This is a genomic window from Sphingopyxis sp., assembly GCF_035686825.1.
Lineage (GTDB): Bacteria > Pseudomonadota > Alphaproteobacteria > Sphingomonadales > Sphingomonadaceae > Sphingopyxis.
The window spans coordinates 229,816-253,827 of record NZ_DASRYZ010000001.1 but is presented as its reverse complement, the minus strand read 5'-3'; the positions used below and the strand labels follow the sequence as shown (position 1 = coordinate 253,827).

Genomic DNA, 24,012 nt, shown 5'->3' with positions numbered 1-24,012 from the left:
AGTGGCCGTGCGCGCGATCGCGGACGGCGGCGGGGTGCATCATTCGGCCGCGACCGGCGTCGCGGGATTGTCGGCGCGCACGCGCGCCTGCCCCAGCGGCTGCAGTTCGGACCGATGCTTCCACAGCAATTCCTTGTAACCGATCACCCGCCCGTCGTGCGCGGTCAGCGTGACGGGACCGATCGGCTGTTCGTCGCGCGCATCGACGAGCACCGGGGTCGACGGCACGCCCGCGCCCCATTTTTCGCCCCATTGGCGCAGCGCGATCATCGCGGGGAGCAGTTCGATCCCCTTGTCGGTGAGCTGGTAGCGGACCTTGCGCCGGTCCTCGGCCATCACTTCGCGCGCCATGATGCCATGATCGACCAGCTTCGACAGCCGGTTCGACAATATGTTGCGCGCGATATTCAGTTCCTGCTGGAACTCTTCGAAATGATGCACGCCGTTGAACGCCGCGCGCAGGATCATGAACGACCATCGCTCGCCCATCGCCTCGAGCGCGAGCGGCAGGGCGCAATTGTCCCCATGCAGGTCGTTCAATACTTCGCGTAATTTTCCCATGCCCAATGCCCTAACGTAAAATCTGCCGGCGTGCCAAAAAAATATAGGGCCTTGGTTGCATTTCGCAACTCAAACGCGCGAGGCGTTTCGCAAGAGCCGGCTCAGGCGGCGATGCGGTTGCGCGCGACGACGAGCGACCAGCGCGCGATCGCGGGCAGCCGCGCCGCGACATGCGCCGGATCGGCGCGGAAGGCGCGGCGCACCAGATCGAACCGCCAGCGATGCTGGCTGCGCAGCGCGAGCCCGAGCAGGATTTCGCTGCGGCTGCGCACGGGGAGCGCGTCGGGCATCGCGCGTTCGACGATCTCGGCGGTCAGCGCCTGGATATGCTCGGCGCGCTGGCTCGTCAGGCTGCCGCCATGCTTGCGATAAAGGTAGAGATCCTCGTGCAGCGTGGCGAAGGTGAAGCGCCGCGCCGCGCGCAGCCAGAAGTCGTAATCCTCGACGCCGAACAGCGCGGTGTCATAGCCGCCGAGCACTTCGGTCACGCGCGCGCGATAAAGGAAGCAGGCGCCGACATTATTGCCGTGGAGCAACCGCTCGACAGGGCCGACGCGCGAGTGCCCGATTTCCCTGCCGGCATCGTCGATCAGGATGAAATCGGCATGGACGATATCGGCGCCGGGCTGCGCGTCGAGCTCCGCGACGAGGCGAGCCAGCATTTGGGGCCGGAGCAGATTGTCGTCCGAGGTCCAGCTGTGCAGTTCGCCGCGCGCCGCCGCGAAACCGTGATTGAGCGCCGCGGGCAGGCCGACGTTCGTATCGAGCCGCAACAGCCGCACGCGCGGGTCGCGCGCCGCGGCCTCCGCCATGATCGCGGGCGAGGCGTCGCGCGACGCATCGTCGACGAGGATCAGTTCGAAATCGCCGAAATCCTGCGCCAGCACCGACGCGATCGCCTCGGCGAGCCAGCGCGCACCATTGTGCACGGGCATCACCATCGACACCCGCGGCGGCGCGGTCGAATCGAGAGCTTCGGTCCCCATCTCGCCGATCGTCCTACCCGCGGCGAACGATGCTTCCAACGGGCTTTACCAAAGTTGCTAACGCATTGGCGCAGGGCGCAATCAAATTTCGCATTGCAATATGTGCGCCAAGGGCGACATTGGGATCGATGCTGCGTCAATATGAACTTGTCGAGCGCGTGCGCGCTTATGATCCCGACGTCGACGAGGCGCTGCTCAACCGCGCCTATGTCTTTACCGTCCAGAAGCATGGCACGCAGAAACGCGCCTCGGGCGACCCCTATTTCAGCCATCCGGTCGAGGTCGCGGGCATATTGACCGATCTCCACCTCGACAGCGAGACGATCGTCACCGCGCTGCTCCACGACACGCTCGAGGATACGCTGACGACCCCCGAGGAGATCGAGCGGTTGTTCGGCAGCGACGTCGGCCGGCTGGTCGACGGGGTGACGAAGCTTTCGAAGATCGAGGCGCAGACCGAGAATGAGCGCGCCGCGGAAAATCTGCGCAAATTCCTGCTCGCCATGTCGGACGACATCCGGGTGCTGCTCGTCAAGCTCGCCGACCGGCTGCACAATATGCGCACGCTGCATTTCATCAAGAACCCCGAGAAGCGCCGCCGCATCGCCAAAGAGACGATGGACATATATGCCCCGCTCGCCGAGCGGATCGGCATGTATGAATATATGCGCGAGATGCAGCTGCTCGCGTTCAGCGAGCTCGAGCCCGAGGCCTATGCGACGATCACCGGCCGTCTCGCCAAGCTGACCGCGGGGGGCAAGGACAAGGTCGCCGCGATCAGCCGCGAGTTCAAGGAGCTGCTCGCCGGCGCGGGGATCGAGGCCGAGGTGTCGGGGCGCGAGAAGCATCCCTATTCGATCTGGCGCAAGATGCAGGAACGCCACGTCAGTTTCGAGCAGGTGACCGACATCATCGCCTTTCGCATCGTGACCCCGACCGACGCCGACTGCTATGCCGCGCTGGGCCTGATCCACCGCAAGTGGAAAATGGTCCCCGGCCGCTTCAAGGATTATATCTCGACCCCGAAGCGCAACGGGTACAAGTCGCTGCACACGACGATCATGCACCAGCAGAATATGCGGATCGAAATCCAGCTCCGCAGCCTCGGCATGCATCAGCAGTCCGAATTCGGGCTCGCCGCGCACTGGGCGTACAAGCAGGGCGGCAGCACCCCCGACGGGCAGGCCGGCTGGATTCGCGACCTCATCGAAATCCTCGAACAGACGCACGATCCCGAGGAGTTCCTCGAAAACACGCGCATCGCGATGTATCAGGACCGCATCTTCGCCTTCACGCCGAAGGGCAGCCTCCACCAGCTTCCCAAGGGCGCAACCCCGGTCGATTTCGCCTATGCCGTCCACACCGGGCTCGGCGATCGCACCGTGGGCGCCAAGGTCAACGGGCGGCTCGTGCCGCTGCGCACCCAGCTTTCGAACGGCGACACCGTCGAAATCCTGTCATCGGACAAACAGACGCCGCAGCCCGCCTGGCTCGGCTTCGCGGTCACCGGCAAGGCGCGCGCGGCGATCCGCCGCCATGTCCGCTCGAAGGAAAAGGTCGAACTCGCTGCATTGGGCCGCACGATGTACGACGAGATCGTAGCGCGGCTGCCGAACAAGGTCGGCGACAAGGCCCGCGCCGCGGCGCGCGAGCGGCTGAAGCTCGACGACGATAGCGCGCTCTATGTCGCGATCGCCAAGCAGCGGCTCACCGACAATGCGGTGCTCGAGGCGCTCGTCCCCGGCATCACCGCCGAGATGAAGACCAAGCCCGGCAAGCTCGTGCAGGGCGCGGCGGTGTCGATCGCCGGCCTGACCCCCGGCGTCGCCTTTCAGCTCGCCGACTGCTGCCACCCGGTGCCCGGCGACCGCATCGTCGGCCTGTCGCGCCCGGGCGAAGGGATCGAGGTCCATGTCATCGACTGCCCGAGCCTCGCCGACGGCGTCGATGCCGACTGGATCGACCTCAGATGGCAGGAGGACAGCGAGGGCGGCAACGCGCGACTGTGCATCGTGATCCTCAACGAGCCCGGCACGCTCGCCGAAATGTCGGGGATCCTCGCGGCCAATATGGCGAACATCACCAATTTGCGGCTGTCGAACCGCGAGGGCGGCTTCCACACCTATGACGTCGTCGTCGAGGTGCGCGACGTCCAGCATGTGATGCGCATCCTGTCGGCGCTGCGCGCGTCGGACAGCGTGGTGCAGGCGGAGCGGCTTTAGACCGCGCCATTCAATCCGCGTAAAGCAGCGGCGGTCGCCACGCGCTCTCGTCGACCTCGTCGCGGACCTTGTAGACCGCCCCCTTGCTGTTGAGGAACAGCTTCTCCATCTCGCCGCGCGTGAACGGACGCGAGCCGATGCGGCCGAACACCGCCATCTGGCCGCCCGTCTCGTCGACCGCGCGGTCGCGGTCGAGACCCTTCGACAGCGCGAGCGCGGGCGACGGCGTCTTCGCCCAGGCGATCAGCTCGGGGGTCGGCTTGGGCGAGAAGCCGTAGAGCTGCGAATTGTCGGGGCTGGTGAGCTGGAGCACCTTGATGCCGTTCCGCCCGTCGGCGACATAACCGAACAGCGAGGCATTGGTCGACGCGACGATGACATCCTCGGCATCGGTGAGCGCGCCGCCGAAGGTCAGCCCCGGCCAGACGATCGGCGCCGCCGGACGCGTCACATCGACGATCACGAGCCCGTCGGCCTTCGCCGCGACATACATATAGGTGCGCGCGAGATAGATTTTGCGCGCATTGGCTAGCCGCACCGTCCCCGCGGGCACCGCGACCGGCTGCGCCAGATCGGTGACGTCGAACAGCTTCACCCCCTCGGCATCGGTGACCCAAAGGTAGCGGAACTGCGCCGCGCTCGCGCGCGCATCGGTGAGCGGCAATTGCGCGGTCACCTTCGGCTGGAGCGGGGTCGTCAGGTCGAGCACGACGAGCCCGGCGTCGGTGGTGACGTAGGCGATGCTGCCCGCGAGCGTGACGTGCCGCGCCCCCGCGAGCACATTCCCCTCGTTCCACGTCAGCGCACGGCGAAGCTTGTTGTTGCGGAACTCGCCGTCGGCCAGCGTGTCGATGTCGACGAGGATCAGGCCTTCGACGCTGTCGGTGATCACCGCATAGCGATAGATGTCGTGCATCACCTGTTCGTGGTTCTCGGGGAAATTCTTCACGATCGCCTCGTTGCGCGACACGCTGATCGGCTGGGTCGTCGCGAGCGCCATGCAGGTCGCGTTCTTCGTCTTCACATGCGTGTCGTGGCCCATCGGCGAGAAGGGCGCGCGGACGATACGTTCGGAGAAGCCCTTGTTGCCGATCGAGGCGACGTCATAGACGCGGAAGCCGCCCTTGCCTTCGGCCACGAACATATATTCGCCGCGCTGCTGGAGGCAGTTCACGCGGCCGCTCGTATCCTGAACGATATTGGCGAACTCTTCGAGCGCGTGCGTTTCGCCCGACCCCTTCTTGTCGAAGATCTTGCCGCGCACCCAATTCTTGAGCTCGCGCCCGTTCCGGTCGACGTGCAGCTTCCAATAATCGGGGTAGGAATAACGGTGGAGGTAGCTGCCGATCACCGCCTGCGGCTCGTCCCATTCGGTGACGCGGGTCGCCTGAAAACCGTCCTCCATCCCCGACCAGACGTTGAGGCCGACGAAATTGACGAAATTGGTCCCGAGCAGCAGCAGCTGCGACATGATGGCGTTGTTGTCGTCGGCGGCCGACAGGTGGCAGTCGCTGCACTGCTTGGTCTCCGCCCGGCGTACCGTGTGCGGGAAATGCGGCGCAAAGGCCTGGCTCGAATAACCCGCCGCCGAGATCGGCGGCTGCTGCACATAGATGCGCTCGCGGTTGATGTTCGTCGACGACAGCACCAGCGCCGAGGTCGAGCGGACCGGGGTGATAATGCCGCGCACCTCGCCGTTCGGGCCGGGTTCGCCCGGCTTGGTGAGCTGGTGCCGGCCGAGCTGGAACATCTCGTCGCGCGCGACCTGCGGGTTGTAGGTCGCGAAGTTGCGCGTCTCCTCGCCTTCGAAATGGTGCGACTTGGTCTTCCAGTTCGCCTCGATCGGCAAGTGGCAGCCACCGCAGCTCGTCGTCCAGCTGAGGTGACAGGTGAAGCAGGTCATCCTGTCGTCGCCGTGCGCACGGTCTTCCCTGGCGACGCCCGGCCCCCATTCATATTTGCCGTCTTCCGAACCGCTGCGCGCCATCAGCTTGGCGCGCGCCGCCTTGGCGTTGAAATGCGGCCCCGGCGTCACCGCCTGCTTGACGAGGCTGACCCGCCATTCGAGCTTCGGATCGACGATCGAACGCTGGATCAGGCCGATCACCTCGGCATCGTCATTATACTGGAATTCGAAGCGCCGGCGCCCATCGGGGTTGCGCAGCAGCGCAAGGTTGGTGCCCTGCGGCCGCGCCGCGACGTTCGAGGTCAGAAGGTTGGGGAAGGCGTCGGCGGTGCCGTGACAATCCTTGCAGCTGATCTCGATCGCATTGGCGACCTCGCCTTGGATATAGCCGTTGCCGTGGCTGTCCTGCGCGAAGTGGCAATCGGCGCACTGCATCCCCTTTTCGGCATGGATGTCCATCATATGCACCGTCTTGCCGGGGTTGAGGCCGGGCGGCACGAACTTGCCCTCGACCCCGGGCTTTTCGGGATCGGCGCTCGCCAGGCAGAGATCGCGCTCCTTGGCGTCGCTGTAATGGCTACAGCTTTTGCGCCATTTCTCGGGATCCTTCGGGTCGACGATGTTCGCGGTGTCGGTGCCCCAGGTCGCCATATTGCCGTCGGCGGTCAGCAGGTTTCCGTTCCGGTCGCGCTTGAAGACGCCCCGGAAATTCCAGCCATGCCCATGATAGTCGGCGAACTGCGTATCCTTGTTCGTGTCGTTGACGTCATAGACGTCGCGCAGGAATTCGACATCGGCCCACAGCCCGCGCGGCCCCGCGCCCTCGGGATTGCGTTCGAGTACCTGATGCACCTCGGCGGCGGTCGGGTAACGCTGCTGCTTATATGTCTTCCGATATTCCTCGTCGCTCATCCCCGGCGGACGCGGCGCGGTGTTTTCGGGGCCCGGCCACATCTGCGGCGCGTCCGATTCATAATCCCACATCGTGTAGCCGAGGTAGGAGTTCAGGAAGATGTTCGGCTGATGCATGTGGCAGGTCATGCACTGCGAGGTCGGGATCGCGCGGGTGAAGGCGTGGCTGATCGGATGCCCCGCCTCCTTGCGCCGCGGATTGTCCTGCGTGTGCGAACGGGTCGGGTCGATCAGCGAGCCATGACCGCCGCCATGGCTGTCGGCGGGCGGGCCGGGGGCCGCATCGTCGTGGCCCCCATGCGCATCGCCGCCGGAGACCGCGAGCTTTCCGGCGATCGTCGGATCGATCGTCGCCGTCTCACCGTCGCGGCCAAATTTCGCATAGGTCAGGCTGTGACGCGGCTCGCGGTCGTTGGCATAGACGACGTGACAGCCCGAACAGCCCGAATGGCGATAGTCGCCGGGCTGGTCGTTGGTCCCCATGAACCACATATAAGGATCGTTGAGGCGCGTCTTGTGCAGGTTGAGCACCGCGATCGCGATGCGCAGCCCCGTGCCGGGCCCGCGGTTCGACTGTTTGAGGTCGGGTCGCCCGGGTTCCTCGAGCCGCTGGATGCTGCCGGTCGGATTGGGCAGGCCGATTTCCGGAAACTGCGTATTGATATTGCGTCCGCCGCGTTCGAACACGCGGAACACGTCGCTCGGCGGCATCACATTCCAGCGCGGCAGCGGATAGATTTTGGCGAGCGCGCCGCGCTTGGCCTCGGCATCGGTCAAAATCTTGTCGAAGCCGAACGACGGCTTGCAGGCTTCCTTATATTGCTCGGCGGTCAGCCGCGACGACGGCGACAGGACGCACGCCGGGTCGCCCTCGCGCGTATAGGCTTCGCCGAAGATCGACGTCTTGAACGGCACGATACCGTTGTTGTAAGCGGCGCCCGCCCAGAACATCGCCGCCGTCGACATCTGCGACCGCTCGGTCGCCTCGATGATCTCCAGATGGCACGCGCCGCACGCTTCGCGCGCGACGCGATAATCGCTCGGATTGACGAAGCGGATGAATTCGGGCGCCTCCTTGTTGAGCAAGGTATAGCTGCGTTCGGGGTTCGCCGAGCTGTCGTGCCACGCGCCGGGCAAGGTCGGCTGCGGGTGCGCGACCTTCATAGCGGCGATATTATAGGGATTTTTATAACCGAGCTCGGGCTTGCCGAAGGCGGCGGGCGAGGTCGAATCGCCGCCGTGGCAGTCGGTGCAGCCGAGCTTGACGGCGGGCGTCGCGTGCATCGACGGCTGATCGGTGCGCGTATGGCACGAATAGCAGCCGTTCGATTTGGCCGCGACCTCGGCATCCCCCTGCTCGCGCGGCGCGGGCGGGGTGAAGCGATATTCGATCTTGAGCGGCTTTTCCTCTTCGGCCGCGCGGCCGACGCTCGCGCCAAAGGCGGCGCACAGCGTCACGAAGGCAAGCAGGGCGAAGAGTTTGCGCATCAGCATCTAAAAGCTCAGGATCACATTGGCGAGGATGGAGACGTAAGCGTCATTCTTCTGCTTGTTGTCGAACAAATCCTTGAATCCCTTGCCGGGGAGCAGCACCGCGCCACTGAGCCGGCCGACGATGTTCTGCGTCGCCTTGGGCCGCCAGATCGTCGCGACCGACAGGTCGAAACCGATATCCTTGGGGATCGAGCCCTCCATGCGCAGCGCCTGCAACGATGAGGTATTCTCGAACCACAGATGGTTGAAATTGGTGCTGACGCGAAGTTCGGGGGTCAGATCGAAATCGGCGCCCGCGCCGACGAAGACGGTGCCGGGGTTGTTGAAGTTCGACTGCCCTTCTTCCTTCGACGAGCGCAGCGAGTTCAATATGCCGTTGCGGCCGTTGATCGCGATCACCCGCCCGCCGCCCGCGAAGGGGATCGTCTGGCGGATCCAGTAGCTGGTGTCGGCGCCGCCGAAGATCGGATTTTCAAAGATCGCGTCGAAGCCGCCCTCGGTCCTGTTATACGGATCGCCGTCGCCGGTCGCGTAGAGGCCCGACAGGCGGAAACGCATCCAGTCATAGTCGTAGCTGAGTTCGACCGCGCCGAAGCCCGCGCGGATTTCGGCGGGCTTGCTCGTGAAGAAGCTGTTCCGATCCTCGCCCAGCGCGGCGTAGAAGCTCGCGGTGAGGTTGATCCGCCCGATCCGCCCGTCGGCGCTGTAGCCGAGGTAAACCACGTCATATTCGCGCCCGCGCAGGTCGCCGAGCAGCGCCGGCCGCACCGGGAAACCATTGTGGTCGATCTGCACGTCGTTCTTTTCGCGGTTCATATTGTATGTCACGCTGACCTGGCTGGTCAGCCCGACGACCGGGAAATCCTGGCGATAGAGATTTCCGGTGAAGACGAAGTCGCTGCGCGGCGTCTGGGTGATGTCGTTGAGACCGCTGTTCGTGTCCTTTTCGAGCCGCCAGAAGGCTGCGAGATTATATTGGAATCGGTTGTTGTCGCGGTTGCCGAACAGGCGGATGCCGAGCTGGCTGTCGTTGAACAGGAAGCCGCGAAAATCGCTCTGGAACGGCTGGATGCCGAGGCGGACCGAATAGAAGTCATAGCGGTCGGACGTGTTGCCGAGATGCTTGTCGACGAAGAGTTCCTGCACGCCCAGGAAGCTGTCGTAACGGTGGCTCGCCTTCGACGGGCGCACGTCGAGCACGCGCCGTTCGGGCACGTCGACATAATTGGCTTGGTACGCGAGCGTGACGCGATATTCGATGTCGGGCGGCTTGAACGCCGTCGATCCCTTGATCAGCGCCGCGCCCGCGATGAAGGTCTGCGCGAAGACGAAGCTGCGGTCCTTGCCGAACACGTCGAGGCTGCCCGGCCGCTCGGTCGTCTGGACGCCGACGGGGATGGGAAAGGTGCGCGGTTCGAACACCGTGTCGGACACGGCATTGGCGACGATGAACCAGTCGTCGCCCTTGATCGGCAGCCATTTGACCTTGCTGCGGTCGATCGGCCGGTCGCCCTTGTAGGTGTTCTGGTTATAGGGATCGAACCAACGTTCCTTGACCACGCCCAATGTCTCGATCAGGCGCCAGCGGTCGGGGATCGGCAGTTGATCCTCCATCCCGGGAAAGGCCTGCGGCGGCGGCGGGCGCAGCGCGCCGACATTGTCCTGGCTCAGCGCATCGGGAAGGTCGGGACGATAGCCGGGACGGCGGCGGCCCTCGATGATCTCGGTGACGAGGTCGTCCTTGATCCTGTCCTGCCAGTCGACCGGCGGCGGTGGCGGAATCAGCTCTTCGGCGGGCTGCTCGGCGGGTGCGGCGTCGTCCGCGACCGGCGGCTCTTCGGGCGCGGGCGGCGGCGGCGCGACATCGGCGCCCGGCGCACCCTGCGCCGCGAGCGTCGCGATGATCGGCCAAAGGCTGCCCCCCGTCATCATCACCTATAGCCCCTCGCAGACATTCTGCTGCGCGGTGTCGAGGAAGGGGGCGAAGGGGCAGCTGATATAACGCAGGCGCACGCCGGCGCCGACGCCCACGACGATCGTGTCGGCACGGATCGCTTTCGGCGCATTGCCGATGCCGCCGACGCGGGCGCCGCCGTTGTGCGTCCCCAAAAAGCTGATCATGTCGTCCTGGTCGATGCCATCGCCCGACACCCCGATCGCGCCGACAAGGCTGTTGCCGCGATAGATGGGCACCGATCCGGGGAAGATCTGGATGCCGTTCTGCAGCCGGTTCCGCCCCGGCGCGACGTCGGGCAAGGTCGTGCAGCGCGCCGGCGTGTCGGTCGGACTCGCGCCCGACACGAAGCCGAGATGCTGCCCCAGATTGCCGATGATCAGCGCCGACTGCAGTCCGGTCGAGAAAGGGTTGAACTGTGCGATCGGGCGCGACAGCGGACCGTGCGGCCGCCCGACCTCGCCATCGGGGAAATAGGGCCGCGACAAATTGCCCCCCGAACGGTCGGCGAAGGCGATCGTGCCGGTGAGCGCCGCCGGATCGCTCAGGAATGTCCGCGTCGCGGCGACGAATTGGCGCACGTCGGCGCTGGCGTTGGCGTTCAGCTCGGCTCCCGCCTGCGCGCCCGAGAAGAAGGCGGCGGTGCGCGCCTTCTGCAGGCTGACATCGGTGCCGAAAATCGGCGCGTCGGGCGAGCGCACGATGCCGAGCACCGCGCCGTGCGTGTCGACGATGCTGATCGTCACCTGCGCGCGGCTGTCGAGCGGGCGGCGGATCTGCGCGCGCGCGCGGCTCATCACCGCGAACGCCTCTTCGAGCACCGCGCGCGTCTCGGCGGCGGTCAGCGGCGCGCTGTTGCTCGCGCCGTCGGTGCCGGCGCGGATCGGGTAGCGGTTCGCGCCGCTGCCGTCGGTGAGCACAAAGGCGTCGCGGTTCGAAAATTCGGCTGCGGTCGACGCGCGAATGCCCGACGCTTCGGTGCCATAGGCGATCCCCGCGGTGATCGCGGCATTGGCATAGCCGATGACCGCGACAAGACTGCCCGCGGTTCCGTTGAGGCTCGCGAAACTCGCGCCGCCGCTCGTCATCACTCCGGCGAAGGTCGCGTCGGAGAAACGCAGGGTCGTGCCGTCGACGGCAATCTTGTCGGCGGTGATCGCGCCCGGCGCCTCGAACCCGCGCGTCCCCGCAAGCGCGATGAACTCCTCGGGATCATTGTCGACATCGAGGATATTGGGGTCGCTGCCGTAGACGCCGTCGCCCATCACCCCGATGCCGCCGACGAGCACGCCATTCTTGTAGAGCGGCAGCCCGCCCGGATCGGCGGCGAGGCCGAGCGGCGAGCGTTTGGGCCCGATCAGCGCCGCGCTGCCCGCCGCGCCGAAACGCGCCGCGAGGTCGCTGCACGGCAGCTGGCTGAACTGCACGCCGAACAGGGGCCCGCTTTCGAGCCCGGCGGTCGTCGGCGCGGGCGGGAAATGTTCCTGGACGATCTGGCTCGCGGTGCGCGTCGAAAAGGCGTTTCCGCCACTCGAGAGGTAAGCGCCGGTCACCGCCTTGGCGATCGCGCCCCCCTCGGCGGGGAAGGTGACGTTCTGCGCGTCGATATTGTCGCCATTGGGCGCGGGCGAGGTCGTCGCGGTGGCGCGCGCGCCGTTCATGCGAAAAACGCCGAGCACATTGCCAACGCGGTCGGTCACCGCGATCACCGACGGCAGGCCGCGCGCCTGCGCCTCCGCGATCGCCTGCGCGAGCACGCGTTCGACGTCGGCGGTGGTCAGCGCCGCGGCGGCGGGCGGCGTGTAGAGCCCGCCCGTCGGCGTGGGAGTAGGGGTCGGCGTCGGGGTGGGGGTCGGGGTCGGCGTTCCACCATCGCCCCCGCCGCATGACGTCAGCAGCAATGCGCCCATCGCAGCAAAGGCGGCCGAACGGAAAAGAGAGGTCTTGCTTCGCATGATCTTACCGCAGCGCCCCGATCGCGCGCACCGCGCTGCCGAACGAGGCCTGGAATTCGGACGGCTTATAGGCATTGGGATCCTTGACCGCGGCATAGGCGCGATCGATGTCACCGCGGATGCCCGCCGCCGCGCCGACCGTGATGCGGCCCGACGACACCATCGCGTTAAGCAGGGTGTCGACGCCCATGACGGCCTGCTGCGACCCCGAATAATCGGTGTAGCGGTCGCTGATCGCCTTCGCCGAAATCGCATCGACCATCGCGAAGGCGTCGGCGCCCGAGAAATTGCGCGAGGCGAAGGCCGATTTCAGCGCCGCGACCGTCTGCGACAGCTGCGCCGCCGCTTGCACCGCACTCGCCCGGTCGGTTGCCATCGCCTTGTGGAAGGCGGCGGTGCGCGCCGCGAGCTGGTCGGCGAGCGCGGGCGACGCCATGCGCGCCGCGGCGGCGAGCATGATCAGATTCTCGTCATTATAGGCGGGCATGCCCTCGGGAAGATTGCGCCCCGGATTGTCGAGCCCTGTGCGCACCGGCTTAGCCTGGTCGAAGATGCGGCGATGGCAGCTGTGGCAGTCGAGAAAAGTGAATTCGGGAAATATCCCCTCGGTCCCGCGCCGCGTCTGGAACAGAGCGAGGCTGCGCTCGATCGCGGTCGCCTGTCCCACCGCCCACATCTGGACATGGTCGGTGCGCCGGCCCGCCGCGCCGAACTTGCGCCAGCCATAATCGGCGTCCTCCTGATGATGCGCCTGCAGCGACGAAAAGAGGTCGAGTTCGAACGAGATGCGCGGATGCCCCGCCGCCATGATGCGGTGGGTGACGAACTGGCCGTCGGCCGCCGAACCGAAATGGCAGTCCACGCAAACGCCCGCACGGACCACCGGGTCCTCGAGCTTCTTGAGCCCCGCCGACAGGTTGGCGAGATGCTTGTCGCGCATTTCGCGGTCGGGATCGGCGTTGGTGCCCACTCCGGCATAATGGCTCGCGAGCCAGCCGCCCGCCGGACCGTGGCACGATTCGCAGCCGACGCCATCCTCGACCGGCACCGCGCGCGCGGTGCCCGCGGTGCTGTGACAGCCAAGGCACATCTGCGCCTTGGCGGGATCGCCGATGCCGAGATTGCGCGCGATGAACTGGCTGCGATTGTTATTGAGGACCGCCCAGGCGCGGCTGTGCGCGCCGCCGGGGGTCGAGGGCTCCTGCCATTTCATCAGCTCGTCCTGGCGGACGATTGTGCCGTCGCCCTCCATCCGGCCGTGGCAGGTCGACCCCGCGCACGAGGCGACGCCGGTATAACGCGCGCCGGTTTCGCCCTGCGAGCGCGCGGGCGGCGCGAAGACGAACGCCGCAATGGCGAGCGCGAACAGCATCGCCGCCAGAACGGCAAATGCCGCGCGTGTGGGAAGACGGGCGGCTAATGCCGCCCGAGGCCGATCGCCGCGCTCCTTCCCAGCGTGCGCCGTCATCCGCAGTACCCCTTTTGCCCAACCCGGCGCTTATTACGCCCTGGATCGATTTACACCACCCCGAAAGCCAGCATCGCGTCGGCAACCTTCTTGAATCCCGCGATATTGGCGCCCTTCACATAGTCGATATAGCCATTGCCCTGATCGCCATAGGTCAGGCAGCGCGCGTGGATACCGTCCATGATATCCTTGAGCATCTGTTGAAGCTCGCCCTCGCTCCACGCGCGGCGACCGCTGTTCTGGCTCATCTCGAGCCCCGAGACCGCGACGCCGCCGGCATTCGCCGCCTTGCCCGGCGCGAACATGATCTTCGCATCCTTGAAGACATGCACTCCGTCGAGGTTGGTCGGCATATTGGCGCCCTCGCTGACCGCGATGCAGCCGTTCTTGACCAGCGTCTTCGCATCCTCGCCGAGCAGCTCGTTCTGCGTTGCGCAGGGCAAGGCGACATCGCACTTCACGCCCCACGGCGTCTTGCCGGGCGTAAAGCTCGCGCCTTTGAACTCCTCGCAATATTCCTCGATCCGGCCGCGGCGATGCGTTTTGTGCGCCTTCACCCAGTCGATCTTCTCCTGACTGATGCCGTCGGGATCGTGGATGAAGCCGCCCGAATCCGATAGCGTCAGCACCTTGCCGCCGAGCTGAACGATCTTTTCGGCCGCATGCGTCGCAACATTGCCCGATCCGGAGATCACCGCGCTCTTGCCGACCAGATCCTGCCCCTTCGCGGCGAGCATGTTGGCGAGGAAATAGACCGCGCCATAGCCCGTCGCCTCGGTGCGGATCAGCGAGCCGCCCCATTCGAGCCCCTTGCCGGTGAGCACCCCGGTGAATTCGTTGGTGATGCGCTTGTACTGGCCGAACATGAAGCCGATCTCGCGCCCGCCGACGCCGATGTCGCCCGCGGGCACGTCGATGTCGGCGCCGATGTGGCGATAAAGTTCGGTCATGAAGCTCTGGCAAAAGCGCATGATCTCGCGCACGCTCTTGCCCTTGGGGTTGAAGTTCGACCCGCCCTTGCCGCCGCCCATCGGCAGCCCGGTCAGCGCATTTTTAAACGTCTGCTCGAAAGCGAGGAATTTGAGCACGCTTTCGGTAACGCTCGGGTGAAAACGGATGCCGCCCTTATAGGGGCCGATCGCATTGTTGTTCTGGACGCGCCAGCCGCGCTGGACCCGGATATTGCCGTTGTCGTCCTCCCAGCAGACGCGGAAGGACACGACCCGGTCGGGCTCGGCGATGCGGCGCAATATCTGCTGCGCGTGATATTCTTCCTTGTCGGCGATGAAATCGAAAATGTCCTCCGACACTTCCTGCACCGCCTGCACGAACTCGGGTTGCCCCGGGTTGCGCCGCTTTACGCCTTCCATGAACGTCGAAAAATCGACGTGATCCGAAACTGCCATGCACCCCTCCCCTGTTGACTGGGAAAGCCGGTGCGACCCCTGACGATTGTATCGTTGACCGACCTTATATGCCAAAGGCTACACCATCGCCGAACAAAGGCAATATGACCGCGCGCACAGCCGGCATTTTTCGCGGCGCGTAAAAGAGGGGCAAAAATGAGCGAGAGCAACAAGATGGCGGAGGGCACGACCGGCGGCATGACGCGCACCAATCGCGCGATATTGATCGCCGCCTTCGTGTTGCTCGCGGCGGCGGTTGGCTATGCGATCTGGCGCGATTCCGCTCCGTCCGTCACGGGCCCGGCCAGCGAAAGCCCCGCCGCGCCGTCCGACCAGCTCGCCGAGCTCGAAGCCCGGACACAGCGCGAGCCGGGCAGCGCCGACGCGTGGACCGCGCTCGGCGCCGCGAAATTCGACCTCAGCGATTTCGCGGGGGCGATCGCGGCTTATGAAAAGGCCGTCGCGCTTTCCCCCGAATCGGCGGGTCTCTGGTCGGCGCTCGGCGAAGCGCGGGTGATGGCGAGCGACAGCGACCCGATGCCCCTCGCCGCTTCGCAAGCCTTCGAAAAGGCGATCGCACTCGATGCGAAGGATCCGCGCGCGCGCTATTTCCTCGCGGTCAAGAAGGACATCGGCGGCGATCATAAGGGCGCGATCGAAGACTGGTTCGCGCTGCTCGCCGACACGCCGCAGGGCGCGCCGTGGGAGGCGGACCTGCGCCGCACGATCGAACAGGTCGGCCAGATCCACCAGATCGACGTCGCGGCGCGCCTTGCGAGCACGCAGCCAAGACCGCTGACCGCCGACGAAATGCCCGTCGCCGCGCGCGCGATCCCGGGCCCGAGCCGCGCCGACATGGAAGCCGCGTCGCAGCTCCCCAAGGGGCAGCAGGACGCGATGATCGAGGGCATGGTGAGCGGCCTCGAAGCCAAGCTGAAAGCCAACCCCGCCGACGTCGACCGCTGGATCATGCTGATGCGCAGCCGGATGACGTTGGGCGAAACCGCGAAGGCGGCGCAGGCGCTGAAGGACGGCATCGCCGCCAACCCTGCCGCGGCGGGACGCCTCAAGGCGCAGGCGCAGCTTCTCGGCGTGCCCGGAACGTAAATTTCAGTTGGTGCGCGGCCGCGAAAAGGCTAGGCCGTCTTCGCTGCGGGGGGCGCCAAAAACATAAGGTCGCCGCGGCACTCCGCCGCGAGACGCTTTCGGACGTATTTGCCCGGGACAGCCGTCCACTCTGTATCGGGCCTCGTGGTTTCAGCTGAAGTCTGATCCGCCCGACGCGCGTCCGCGTTTCACCCCGCCATCAGCGCCGCATTGCCGCCCGCCGCGGTGATGTCGGTCGAAATCGACTTCTCCTCGGCGAAGCGGTGCAGATAGTGCGGGCCGCCCGCCTTTGGCCCCGTCCCCGACAGGCCGCGCCCGCCGAAGGGCTGCGACCCGACGATCGCGCCGATCTGGTTGCGGTTGACATAGACGTTGCCGACCGCCGCGCGCGCCGCGATATGCGCCGCCACGCCGTCGATGCGCGTGTGGACGCCCAAGGTCAGCCCATAGCCCGAGGCATTGATCGCATCGATCAGCGCGTCGAGCTCGCCGCCCTTCCACGTCGCGACGTGGAGCACCGGCCCGAAAATCTCGCGCTTCAGATCGGTGACATGGTCGAGGCGGATCAGGACGGGCGGCACGAAATGGCCGTCCGCGAGCAGGTTCGTCCGCCCGGCTTCGGCGATCACGCGGCCCGCGGCGCGCGCTTCGGCGACATAAGCCGCGATATTCGCCCGCGCCTCCTCGTCGATGATCGGCCCTACGTCAGTCGCGAGGATCGACGGATCGCCGATATTGAGTTCGGCCATCGCGCCCGCGACCATCTCGATCATCGTATCGGCGACATCTTCCTGAACGCACAGCAGCCGCAGCGCCGAACAGCGCTGCCCCGCCGACTGGAAGGCACTGGCGACGGCATCGCGCGCGACCTGTTCGGGGAGCGCGGTCGAATCGACGATCATCGCGTTGGCGCCGCCGGTTTCGGCGATCAGCGTCGCGATCGGCCCGTCGCGCCCCGCTAGGCTGCGGTTGATCATCCGCGCGACCTCGGTCGATCCGGTGAACGCGACGCCGATGATGTCGTTGTTGCTCGTCAACGCCGCGCCGACGGTCTCGCCGCGGCCGGGAAGATAGGCAAGCACATCGCCCGGGATGCCCGCTTCGAGCAGCAGTTCGATCGCGGCGTGGGCGATCAGCGGCGTCTGTTCGGCGGGCTTGGCGAGCACCGCGTTGCCCGCGGCGAGCGCCGCCGACACCTGCCCGAGGAAGATCGCGAGCGGGAAGTTCCACGGGCTGATGCAAACGAACACCCCCTTGCCTTCGAGCATCAGCTCGTTGCGCTCGCCCGTCGGGCCGGGGAGCGCGATCGGGTAAGTGAAGTCGGCGCGCGCTTGTGCCGCATAATAGCGGAGGAAATCGACCGCCTCGCGCACCTCGGCGACCGCGTCGACGAGCGTCTTGCCCGCCTCGTCGATCGCGAGGCCGAGGAAGAGCGCGTCCTGCTCCTCGAGCAGGTCGGCGGCGCGTTCGAGGCGCTCGGCGCGGAAGGCGCCGCCGGCGAGGCTCCAATTGTCGTGCGCCGCGCGCGCCGCGGCGACCGCGTCGGCGACCACCGCCGCACCGGCCTCGATCACCTGCCCGACGACCGCGCCCGTCGCGGGGTTGCGCACCGGCTCGGCCTTGCCCTTGCGCGAGACGCCGCCGACGATCGGTGCCGCGACCAGATCGCCGCGCCGCGCCGCGCCGATCGCCGCGACCAGCGCCTCGGGCACGCCCGGATCGCCAAGGTCGTAGCCGCGCGAATTGCGCCGCACCGGATCGAACAGGTCCAGCCCCGTCGCGATGACGGGCGCCGCGGGGCTCGCCACGCTGCGCGGGTCGATCGCGAGCTGTTCGGCGCTGACGTCGGGATCGGAGAATTGATGCACGAAGCTCGAGTTCGCTCCATTTTCGAGCAGGCGGCGGACGAGATAGGCGAGCAGGTCGCGGTGCGTGCCGACCGGCGCATAGACGCGCACGGGGCGCGGCGGCGGGAACAGCGCGACGAGCGCGTCGTGCGCGCCCTCGCCCATGCCGTGCAGCCGCTGCAGCTCGTAATCGGCGCCCGCGAACAGCTCGGCGACGAAGGCGAGCGTCATCGCATTGTGGCTCGCGAACGCCGGATAGATGCAATCCTGACAGTCGCGCAGCAATTGCGCGCAGCGCATATAGTTGAGGTCGGTGTGCAGCTTTGCCGTGAAGACCGGAAAATCGCCGAGCCCGAGCGTCTGCGCGCGCTTGATCTCGGTATCCCAATAGGCGCCCTTGACGAGGCGCATCGACAGCTTGATCCCGCGCGCCCGCGCGCGGTTCGCGAGCCAGTCGATCACCGCGGGCGCGCGCTTCTGATACGCCTGGATCACGATGCCGAGCCCGGTCCAGCCGTCGGCGATCCCGGCGTCGATCAGCGCCGCGAACACGTCCATATGCGGTTCGAGCCGGTCGCTTTCCTCGGCGTCGATCATCAGCGGGATGTTCACAGCGCGCGCCGCTTTCGCAAGCTCGATCACGCGCGGGATCAGCTCGCCCGTAACGCGCGCGCGCTGCAGATATTCATAGCGCGGGTGGAGCGCCGACAGCTTGATCGAAATACCGTGGTTGGCGTGCGGGTCGCCGGGCTTCGCGCCCTTGCCGATGCGCTGGATCGCCGCGGCATAGCTCTCGTAATAGCGTGCGGCATCTTCGGCGGTACGCGCCGCTTCGCCGAGCATGTCGAAGCTCGCGAGTTCGCTCTTTTCCTTGTCGGCGCGCTTGACCGCGGCGTCGATCGTCTCGCCCATCACGAACTGCTGGCCGAGCAATTTCATCGCGGCGAGCGCCGCCTGGCGGATCACCGGCTCGCCCGAGCGGCGAATCATCGATTTGAGCAGGCTCAGCGGGTTCGCCTTGCTGCCCATCGCATCGAGCATCAACGTCGCCGAGCCGAGCGACAGCCCGCGCGCCGACAGCGCGACGACCAGCGGGCTGTCGTCATCGTCGCCCTCGGCCCAGTGGCGCCCCGCGATCTTGTCGCGGATCAGCGCATTGGCGGTCGCATTGTCGGGAACGCGCAGCAGCGCCTCGGCGAGGCACATCAGCACGACGCCCTCCTCGGTCGACAGGCGATAGCGGTTCATCAGCTGCGCGACGAGCGTCTCGCGCTCGCCCTCGGCCTTCGCCTTGCGGATCAGTTCGAGCCCGCGCCGCGTCACCGCTTCGACGCTGGCGGACGAGGTCGCGAGGGCGGCCCGCAGCTCGGCGACGATGTCGGTTTCGCTGCGGCGGGCGAAAGTACGGAGGGCGGCGCGGTCGGGGCTTTGGGTCATGGTGCCTTGTTACCATATCGCCATAAGGCAATCCGACTTGTTTACGAGCATTTCATATACGAATTGACCAAGTTTTGGAATAATCCTAGTCGATTCACATGAAAAATAGCTCCTCGACAGTCGAACTGGACGAATATGATCGCAAGATCCTCGCGATTCTGGGCCGCGACGGGCGGATCACCTTTACCGAGCTGGCGTTGCAGGTCGGGCTGTCGAAAACCCCGTGCCAGCAGCGCGTGAAGCGCCTCGTCGACAGCGGGCTGATCACCGGCTTCCGCGCGATCGTCGATCCGGCCAAGGTCGGGCTCGACCATGTCGCTTTCACCGAGGTCAAGCTGTCCGACACGCGCGAGGAGGCGTTGAAGCAGTTCAACGCTGCGGTGCGGCGGATTCCCGAGGTCGAGGAATGCCATATGATCGCGAGCAGCTTCGACTATCTTCTGAAGGTCCGCACCCCCGACATCCGCCGCTATCGCATCGTGCTCGGCGAAAAAATCTCAAGCCTGCCGCACGTCGCCAGCACCTCGACCTTCGTCGCGATGGAGACGATCCTCGAATCGGCGCGCTGAAGGATTGACCGCTGCGCCGGAAGGCGGCAAAGGCCGGAAACGGCGCGCGGGTGTAGCTCAATGGTAGAGCAGAAGCTTCCCAAGCTTACGACGAGGGTTCGATTCCCTTCACCCGCTCCAGGCTTTCGCAGCGATTTAGCGGCGCTAAATCGCGATCAGCGAAAGCTCGGCCAGCCCGCGCAGCGGGACTGACGGCGTGGCTTTGCCACGCCGGACCTAAATCTTTTCCACCGTCACCGCTTGCTCGATAAACTGGATCTCGCGATAGGCGGTGAGGAAGGCGATGTCGGCGGCGTCGCGGCCGGTGCAGATGCGCGCCGTTTCGGTCGGGAGCGTCATCCCCGTCGCGTCGACCATATGCCAGTCGCCGTCGAGATAGACTTCGGCGACGGCGTGGAAATCCTGCGGGTTCACGCCAAGCGCATAGACGCTCGCCATGCGCGCCGGGATATGCGCGGCGCGCGCGAGCGCGATCATTACGTGCGTATAGTCGCGGCAGACGCCGCGCCGCTCGACGAAGCTGTCGAGCGCGCCCGTCTCGCTGTTGCTCGCGCCCGAAACATAGGTGAAGCGGCTTTCGATCCAGTCGCGCATCCGGCCGATTTTCTCGCCGCCTTCGAGCTCGCCGAAGCGCCGGTCGACGAAGGCGTGAAATTTGTTCGACGGACAATAGCGCGATTCGTTGAGATAGGGGACCGCGCTGGCCGGAAGGCGGTGGAGCGGCACCGCCGCGAGCGCGCGAAAGTCGACCGCCGGCCGGTCGATCTCGACCCGCGCGCGATATCGGGCGCGGAGCGTGCCTTCGCCGCGCAGCCAGATCGGCTCGCAGACGCCGCCCGATGCCGGAACGCGCGCCAGAACCTCGGGCGCGCCGAGGTCGAGCGACGCGTCCAGAACGCGCTGGCCATGCCCGTCCGCCGCCTCGATCTGAAGCATCAAGTCGACGGGTTCGGACAGCCGGTAATTTAGGGAGGCGGAGATTTCGAGTTTCATCTATCGGCAACGCATGAGGGAGGGTTCGGTGGCGCTTAATAGAACAAAGGAAAAGCACAAGTGACGCCTTCGCGCACCATTCCGTTCATCGTCGCGACGATTTTCATGGACGCGGTCGGCTTCGGCATCATCATGCCGGTGCTGCCGCAGCTCGTGATGGAGGTCGGCGAGATCGATCTGCCGCATGCGATCGAGGTCGGCGCGTGGATCGGCCTCGTCATGGCGGTCGCGACCTTTCTCGCCTCACCCGTGCTCGGCAACCTCTCCGACCGCTTCGGGCGGCGGCGCGTGCTGCTGCTCGCACTTGGCGGGCTCGCGGTCGATTATGCGCTGCTGACGATCGTCGAGACCCTGCCCTGGCTGTTCGTCGCGCGCGCGCTGTCGGGCATTTTTGGTAGCAGCTACGGGGCGGCGCAGGCGGCGATCGCCGACATCACCGCGCCCGAAGACCGCGCGCGCAACTTCGGCTTCGTCGGCGCGGCCTTCGGCGTCGGCTTCGTCGCCGGGCCCGCGATCGGCGGCTTCCTCGGCGAGATCAGCCCGCGCGCGCCGTTCGTCGTCGCGGCGATTCTCGCCGCCGCGAACATGCTCTACGGCCTCTTCATCTTCCCCGAAACGCTGCCGCCCGAGCGCCGCCGCGCCTTCGACTGGCGCCGCGCCAACCCGCTCGGCGCGTGGAAGACGATGCGCGCGCTGCCCGGGATGGACGGCGTCGCGGGGGTGCTCGTGCTTTGGCAGATCGCGAGCCTCGTCTATCCGATGACGTGGAGCTTCTATTGCATCGCGCAGCTCGGCTGGACGCCGGGGATGATCGGCGCGAGCCTCGCCGCGGTCGGCGTGATGATCGCATTGGGGCAGGTCTTCGTCGTCGGCCCCGCGGTCGCGCGCTTCGGCGAGCGCGACGCGGCGACGCTCGGCATCCTCGTCGCGGTCGCCGTCTATATCGGCTATGCCTTCACCACCTCGACGATCGGCGCCTTCCTGCTGCTGATCCCCGTCGCGCTGCAGGCGCCGGTGCAGCCGTCGCTGATGGCGATGATGTCGCGCCGCGCGACGGCCGAGACGCAGGGCGAGGTGCAGGGAATTTCGGCGATGGCGATGGGGCTGGGCCAGCTCGTCGCGCCGCTGCTGCTCACCGGGACGATGGCCTATTTCACCGCCGACAAGGCGCCGGTGCATTTCCCGGGCGCGGCGTTCGTCGTCGCCGCCGTCTTCGGGCTGCTCGCGATTGCGATGCTGCGCCGCCTGCCGCGCGCACAGCCGGTCGATCAGATGCCGCCGTCGGTCACCGCATAGCCGAGCGTCTCGAAACCCGCGGTGAGCATCGCGACGCACGCCGCGACCTCGGCACCTTCGGTCGAACGAATGACGAAATTCGCCCCGACCTTGCCGTCGCGAAAGAAGGGATAGCTGCCGATCGCGACGCCGGGGTGATCCTTTTCGCCAAGGCGGAGCAGGTCGGCGATCTCGCTTTCGGGCGCCCAGGCGCCGATCGTGTGCGCGACGAGCGGCTTGCCGCCTTCGAGCTCGCCGGTCAGCGCATCGAGCATGCCCGCGGTGATGTGCGGCACTCCCGCCATCACGAACAGATTGCCGATGCGGATGCCCGGCGCGCCCGACATGCGGTTGGGGATCAGCTCGGCACCGGCGGGGGTGCGCGCCATGCGCAGCCGTGCTTCGGTCAGCTCGCCGCCGCGCTTGCTGTAATAGCCCTCGAGGATCGCGCGCGCCTCTGGATGGACGATGACGCCGACGCCGAGCGCCTTCGCGACCGCGTCGACGGTGATGTCGTCGTGCGTCGGGCCGATGCCGCCGGTGGTGAAGACATAGTCGTAGCGCGCGCGGATCGCGTTCAGCGCATCGACGATCTCGTCCTCGACATCGGGCACGATGCGCACCTCGCGCAGGCGAATCCCTTGCACGTCGAGCCAGGTCGCGATCTGCGATACATTCTTGTCCTGCGTGCGGCCCGAGAGAATCTCGTCACCGATCACCAGCACGGCGGCGGTCCAGATGCGTTCGTCGCTCATCGCTTTGCCTTAGCCCGCTGGCATGACAAAACAAGTCCGCTGGCAGTCGAACCTTGTTCTTGATATGTTCTCATTCGAATCGAAACCTGTGGGAGAAGCGCGATGGCCGACAAACTGATTTTCTACACCAACCCGATGTCGCGCGGACAGATCGCGCGCTGGATGCTCGAAGAGGTCGGCGCGCCCTATGAACCGCGCATCCTCGATTATGGCACGACGATGAAGGACGCCGCCTATCTCAAGATAAACCCGATGGGCAAGGTTCCGGCGATCGTCCACAGGGACAAGACGGTCACCGAATGCGCCGCGATCTGCGCCTATCTCGCCGACGCCTTCCCCGAAAAGGGCCTCGCGCCCGACCCGGCCGGCCGCGCCGATTATTATCGCTGGCTCTTTTTCACCGCGGGCCCCGTCGAGCAGGCGATCACCGCCAAGCATTTCGGGATCGAACCCGATGTCGACCAGCAGCGCATGGCGGGCTTCGGCTCGCTCGCCGCGGCGCTCGACACGCTCGAAAGCGCGGTCGCGGACAAGGCCTTCGTCGCGGGCGATCGTTTCAGCGCCGCCGACGTCTATGTCGGCAGCCAGATCGACTGGGGACTGCAGTTCGGCACGATCGCGCCGCGCCCGGCGTTCGAGGCCTATGCCGCCGGGCTTCGCGAACGCCCGGCCTATCAGCGCGCGAAGGAAATCGACAACGCGCTGATCGCCGAGATGCAGGCGGCGGGCACCGCGGGCTAGCGCGTGAAAACGAGACAGCCCTCCCGCCTGGGTCGCAGGGGCGGGAGGGCTGTGGTTCCGGACCGCCGTGGTGGGGCGGCCCGGATAGGAAACCGGTCGGGCCTAGCGCGCTGCGGCTTCGCGGACCTTCTGCACCGCGGGCAGCAGCAGGCCGATCAGAATCTGGATCGGGTTCGAGGTCAGCGTCATGCCGCCCTGCACGGGCTGCGCCGACTGAGCCATCGCGGGGGTCACCGACATGAGGATGGTGAGGGCGAGAGCGGGGGCGAGAATCATCTTCCTGGTCATCGTCATTCCTTTCCAAAGTGGTTCGGTATGTTTCGAATGGGGCTCGGGTCTTTCCCGATGACCCGACTTATGCCGCGCGGCGGCGCGCCCGGCGGTGATCGCCATCACTCGCCGGAGAAAAACTCACAAAGACTTG

The 24,012-nt window shown here is 66.4% G+C and carries 16 protein-coding genes and 1 tRNA gene; 6 read left to right on the top strand and 11 right to left on the bottom strand.

Going from position 1 to position 24,012, the window contains the following annotated elements:
* Window positions 1–39: 39 nt before the first annotated feature.
* Complete coding sequence (locus VFG17_RS01065; RefSeq protein WP_325027625.1) at window positions 40–561, bottom strand: helix-turn-helix domain-containing protein; 522 nt, start codon at window positions 559–561, stop codon at window positions 40–42.
* 101 nt (window positions 562–662) lie between these two features.
* Window positions 663–1,547 (bottom strand): glycosyltransferase family 2 protein, encoded by an 885-nt coding sequence (locus VFG17_RS01060; RefSeq protein ID WP_325027624.1) that lies wholly within the window; start codon window positions 1,545–1,547, stop codon window positions 663–665.
* Window positions 1,548–1,675: 128 nt separating this feature from the next.
* Here VFG17_RS01060 and VFG17_RS01055 point away from each other — a divergent pair, with 128 nt between their 5' ends.
* The gene (locus VFG17_RS01055; protein ID WP_325027623.1) at window positions 1,676–3,769 is read left to right on the top strand and encodes a bifunctional (p)ppGpp synthetase/guanosine-3',5'-bis(diphosphate) 3'-pyrophosphohydrolase; all 2,094 of its coding nucleotides are present in this window, start codon (window positions 1,676–1,678) and stop codon (window positions 3,767–3,769) included.
* Between the two features lie 10 nt (window positions 3,770–3,779).
* Here the strand turns inward: VFG17_RS01055 and VFG17_RS01050 are convergent, their stop codons facing one another.
* Genes VFG17_RS01050 through gdhA form a run of 5 tightly spaced genes read right to left on the bottom strand, consistent with a single transcriptional unit; the run spans window position 3,780 to window position 14,864 of the window.
* Window positions 3,780–8,075 (bottom strand): hypothetical protein, encoded by a 4,296-nt coding sequence (locus tag VFG17_RS01050; protein WP_414712915.1) that lies wholly within the window; start codon window positions 8,073–8,075, stop codon window positions 3,780–3,782.
* A 6-nt stretch (window positions 8,076–8,081) separates the two neighbouring features.
* A complete protein-coding gene (locus tag VFG17_RS01045) occupies window positions 8,082–10,013 on the bottom strand; it encodes a hypothetical protein (protein WP_325027641.1) in 1,932 nt (643 codons plus the stop codon).
* A gap of 3 nt (window positions 10,014–10,016) precedes the next feature.
* On the bottom strand, window positions 10,017–11,990 hold the full coding sequence (locus tag VFG17_RS01040) for a heme-binding protein (RefSeq protein WP_325027621.1): 1,974 nt from the start codon (window positions 11,988–11,990) through the stop codon (window positions 10,017–10,019).
* Between the two features lie 4 nt (window positions 11,991–11,994).
* On the bottom strand, window positions 11,995–13,458 hold the full coding sequence (locus tag VFG17_RS01035; RefSeq protein ID WP_325027620.1) for a multiheme c-type cytochrome: 1,464 nt from the start codon (window positions 13,456–13,458) through the stop codon (window positions 11,995–11,997).
* A 50-nt stretch (window positions 13,459–13,508) separates the two neighbouring features.
* On the bottom strand, window positions 13,509–14,864 hold the full coding sequence (gene gdhA / locus VFG17_RS01030; RefSeq protein WP_325027619.1) for an NADP-specific glutamate dehydrogenase: 1,356 nt from the start codon (window positions 14,862–14,864) through the stop codon (window positions 13,509–13,511).
* 156 nt (window positions 14,865–15,020) lie between these two features.
* Between gdhA and VFG17_RS01025 the strand changes: the two genes are divergently transcribed.
* Window positions 15,021–15,971 (top strand): tetratricopeptide repeat protein, encoded by a 951-nt coding sequence (locus VFG17_RS01025; protein ID WP_325027618.1) that lies wholly within the window; start codon window positions 15,021–15,023, stop codon window positions 15,969–15,971.
* A 188-nt stretch (window positions 15,972–16,159) separates the two neighbouring features.
* On the opposite strand, the gene putA is transcribed toward VFG17_RS01025, so the two are convergent.
* Entirely contained in the window at window positions 16,160–19,255 is a 3,096-nt protein-coding gene (gene putA, locus VFG17_RS01020; protein ID WP_325027617.1) for a bifunctional proline dehydrogenase/L-glutamate gamma-semialdehyde dehydrogenase PutA, read from the bottom strand.
* Window positions 19,256–19,353: 98 nt separating this feature from the next.
* Here putA and VFG17_RS01015 point away from each other — a divergent pair, with 98 nt between their 5' ends.
* Both VFG17_RS01015 and VFG17_RS01010 read left to right on the top strand, forming a co-directional pair.
* Window positions 19,354–19,824 (top strand): Lrp/AsnC family transcriptional regulator, encoded by a 471-nt coding sequence (locus VFG17_RS01015; protein WP_325027616.1) that lies wholly within the window; start codon window positions 19,354–19,356, stop codon window positions 19,822–19,824.
* Between the two features lie 46 nt (window positions 19,825–19,870).
* Window positions 19,871–19,944 (top strand) — tRNA-Gly (locus tag VFG17_RS01010).
* 96 nt (window positions 19,945–20,040) lie between these two features.
* Here the strand turns inward: VFG17_RS01010 and VFG17_RS01005 are convergent.
* Window positions 20,041–20,817, bottom strand: a complete 777-nt coding sequence (locus VFG17_RS01005) for a transglutaminase family protein (RefSeq protein WP_325027615.1) — start codon at window positions 20,815–20,817, stop codon at window positions 20,041–20,043.
* Between the two features lie 60 nt (window positions 20,818–20,877).
* Between VFG17_RS01005 and VFG17_RS01000 the strand changes: the two genes are divergently transcribed.
* The gene (locus VFG17_RS01000; RefSeq protein ID WP_325027614.1) at window positions 20,878–22,113 is read left to right on the top strand and encodes a TCR/Tet family MFS transporter; all 1,236 of its coding nucleotides are present in this window, start codon (window positions 20,878–20,880) and stop codon (window positions 22,111–22,113) included.
* Here the strand turns inward: VFG17_RS01000 and VFG17_RS00995 are convergent.
* Window positions 22,086–22,847, bottom strand: a complete 762-nt coding sequence (locus VFG17_RS00995) for a competence/damage-inducible protein A (protein ID WP_325027613.1) — start codon at window positions 22,845–22,847, stop codon at window positions 22,086–22,088. The two genes, VFG17_RS01000 and VFG17_RS00995, sit on opposite strands and share 28 nt — an antisense overlap.
* Window positions 22,848–22,949: 102 nt before the next feature.
* Between VFG17_RS00995 and VFG17_RS00990 the strand changes: the two genes are divergently transcribed.
* Window positions 22,950–23,588, top strand: a complete 639-nt coding sequence (locus VFG17_RS00990) for a glutathione S-transferase family protein (RefSeq protein ID WP_325027612.1) — start codon at window positions 22,950–22,952, stop codon at window positions 23,586–23,588.
* 102 nt (window positions 23,589–23,690) lie between these two features.
* Here VFG17_RS00990 and VFG17_RS00985 read toward each other — a convergent pair whose 3' ends face one another.
* Window positions 23,691–23,876 carry a hypothetical protein gene (locus tag VFG17_RS00985; protein ID WP_325027611.1) on the bottom strand — a complete coding sequence of 62 codons (186 nt, stop codon included), beginning with the start codon at window positions 23,874–23,876 and terminating at the stop codon, window positions 23,691–23,693.
* Between the last annotated feature and the right edge of the window lie 136 nt (window positions 23,877–24,012).

What these genes read in the sequence shown, in the direction of transcription:
- VFG17_RS00990 (WP_325027612.1), top strand. Translation starts at nt 22,950, where the DNA reads ATGGCCGACAAACTGATTTTCTACACCAACCCGATGTCGCGCGGACAG.
- VFG17_RS01025 (WP_325027618.1), top strand. Translation starts at nt 15,021, where the DNA reads ATGAGCGAGAGCAACAAGATGGCGGAGGGCACGACCGGCGGCATGACG.
- VFG17_RS01035 (WP_325027620.1), bottom strand. Translation starts at nt 13,458, where the DNA reads ATGACGGCGCACGCTGGGAAGGAGCGCGGCGATCGGCCTCGGGCGGCA.
- VFG17_RS00985 (WP_325027611.1), bottom strand. Translation starts at nt 23,876, where the DNA reads ATGACCAGGAAGATGATTCTCGCCCCCGCTCTCGCCCTCACCATCCTC.
- VFG17_RS00995 (WP_325027613.1), bottom strand. Translation starts at nt 22,847, where the DNA reads ATGAGCGACGAACGCATCTGGACCGCCGCCGTGCTGGTGATCGGTGAC.
- VFG17_RS01055 (WP_325027623.1), top strand. Translation starts at nt 1,676, where the DNA reads ATGCTGCGTCAATATGAACTTGTCGAGCGCGTGCGCGCTTATGATCCC.
- VFG17_RS01040 (WP_325027621.1), bottom strand. Translation starts at nt 11,990, where the DNA reads ATGCGAAGCAAGACCTCTCTTTTCCGTTCGGCCGCCTTTGCTGCGATG.
- VFG17_RS01045 (WP_325027641.1), bottom strand. Translation starts at nt 10,013, where the DNA reads ATGATGACGGGGGGCAGCCTTTGGCCGATCATCGCGACGCTCGCGGCG.
- VFG17_RS01050 (WP_414712915.1), bottom strand. Translation starts at nt 8,075, where the DNA reads ATGCGCAAACTCTTCGCCCTGCTTGCCTTCGTGACGCTGTGCGCCGCC.
- putA (WP_325027617.1), bottom strand. Translation starts at nt 19,255, where the DNA reads ATGACCCAAAGCCCCGACCGCGCCGCCCTCCGTACTTTCGCCCGCCGC.
- VFG17_RS01060 (WP_325027624.1), bottom strand. Translation starts at nt 1,547, where the DNA reads ATGGGGACCGAAGCTCTCGATTCGACCGCGCCGCCGCGGGTGTCGATG.
- VFG17_RS01005 (WP_325027615.1), bottom strand. Translation starts at nt 20,817, where the DNA reads ATGAAACTCGAAATCTCCGCCTCCCTAAATTACCGGCTGTCCGAACCC.
- gdhA (WP_325027619.1), bottom strand. Translation starts at nt 14,864, where the DNA reads ATGGCAGTTTCGGATCACGTCGATTTTTCGACGTTCATGGAAGGCGTA.
- VFG17_RS01065 (WP_325027625.1), bottom strand. Translation starts at nt 561, where the DNA reads ATGGGAAAATTACGCGAAGTATTGAACGACCTGCATGGGGACAATTGC.
- VFG17_RS01015 (WP_325027616.1), top strand. Translation starts at nt 19,354, where the DNA reads ATGAAAAATAGCTCCTCGACAGTCGAACTGGACGAATATGATCGCAAG.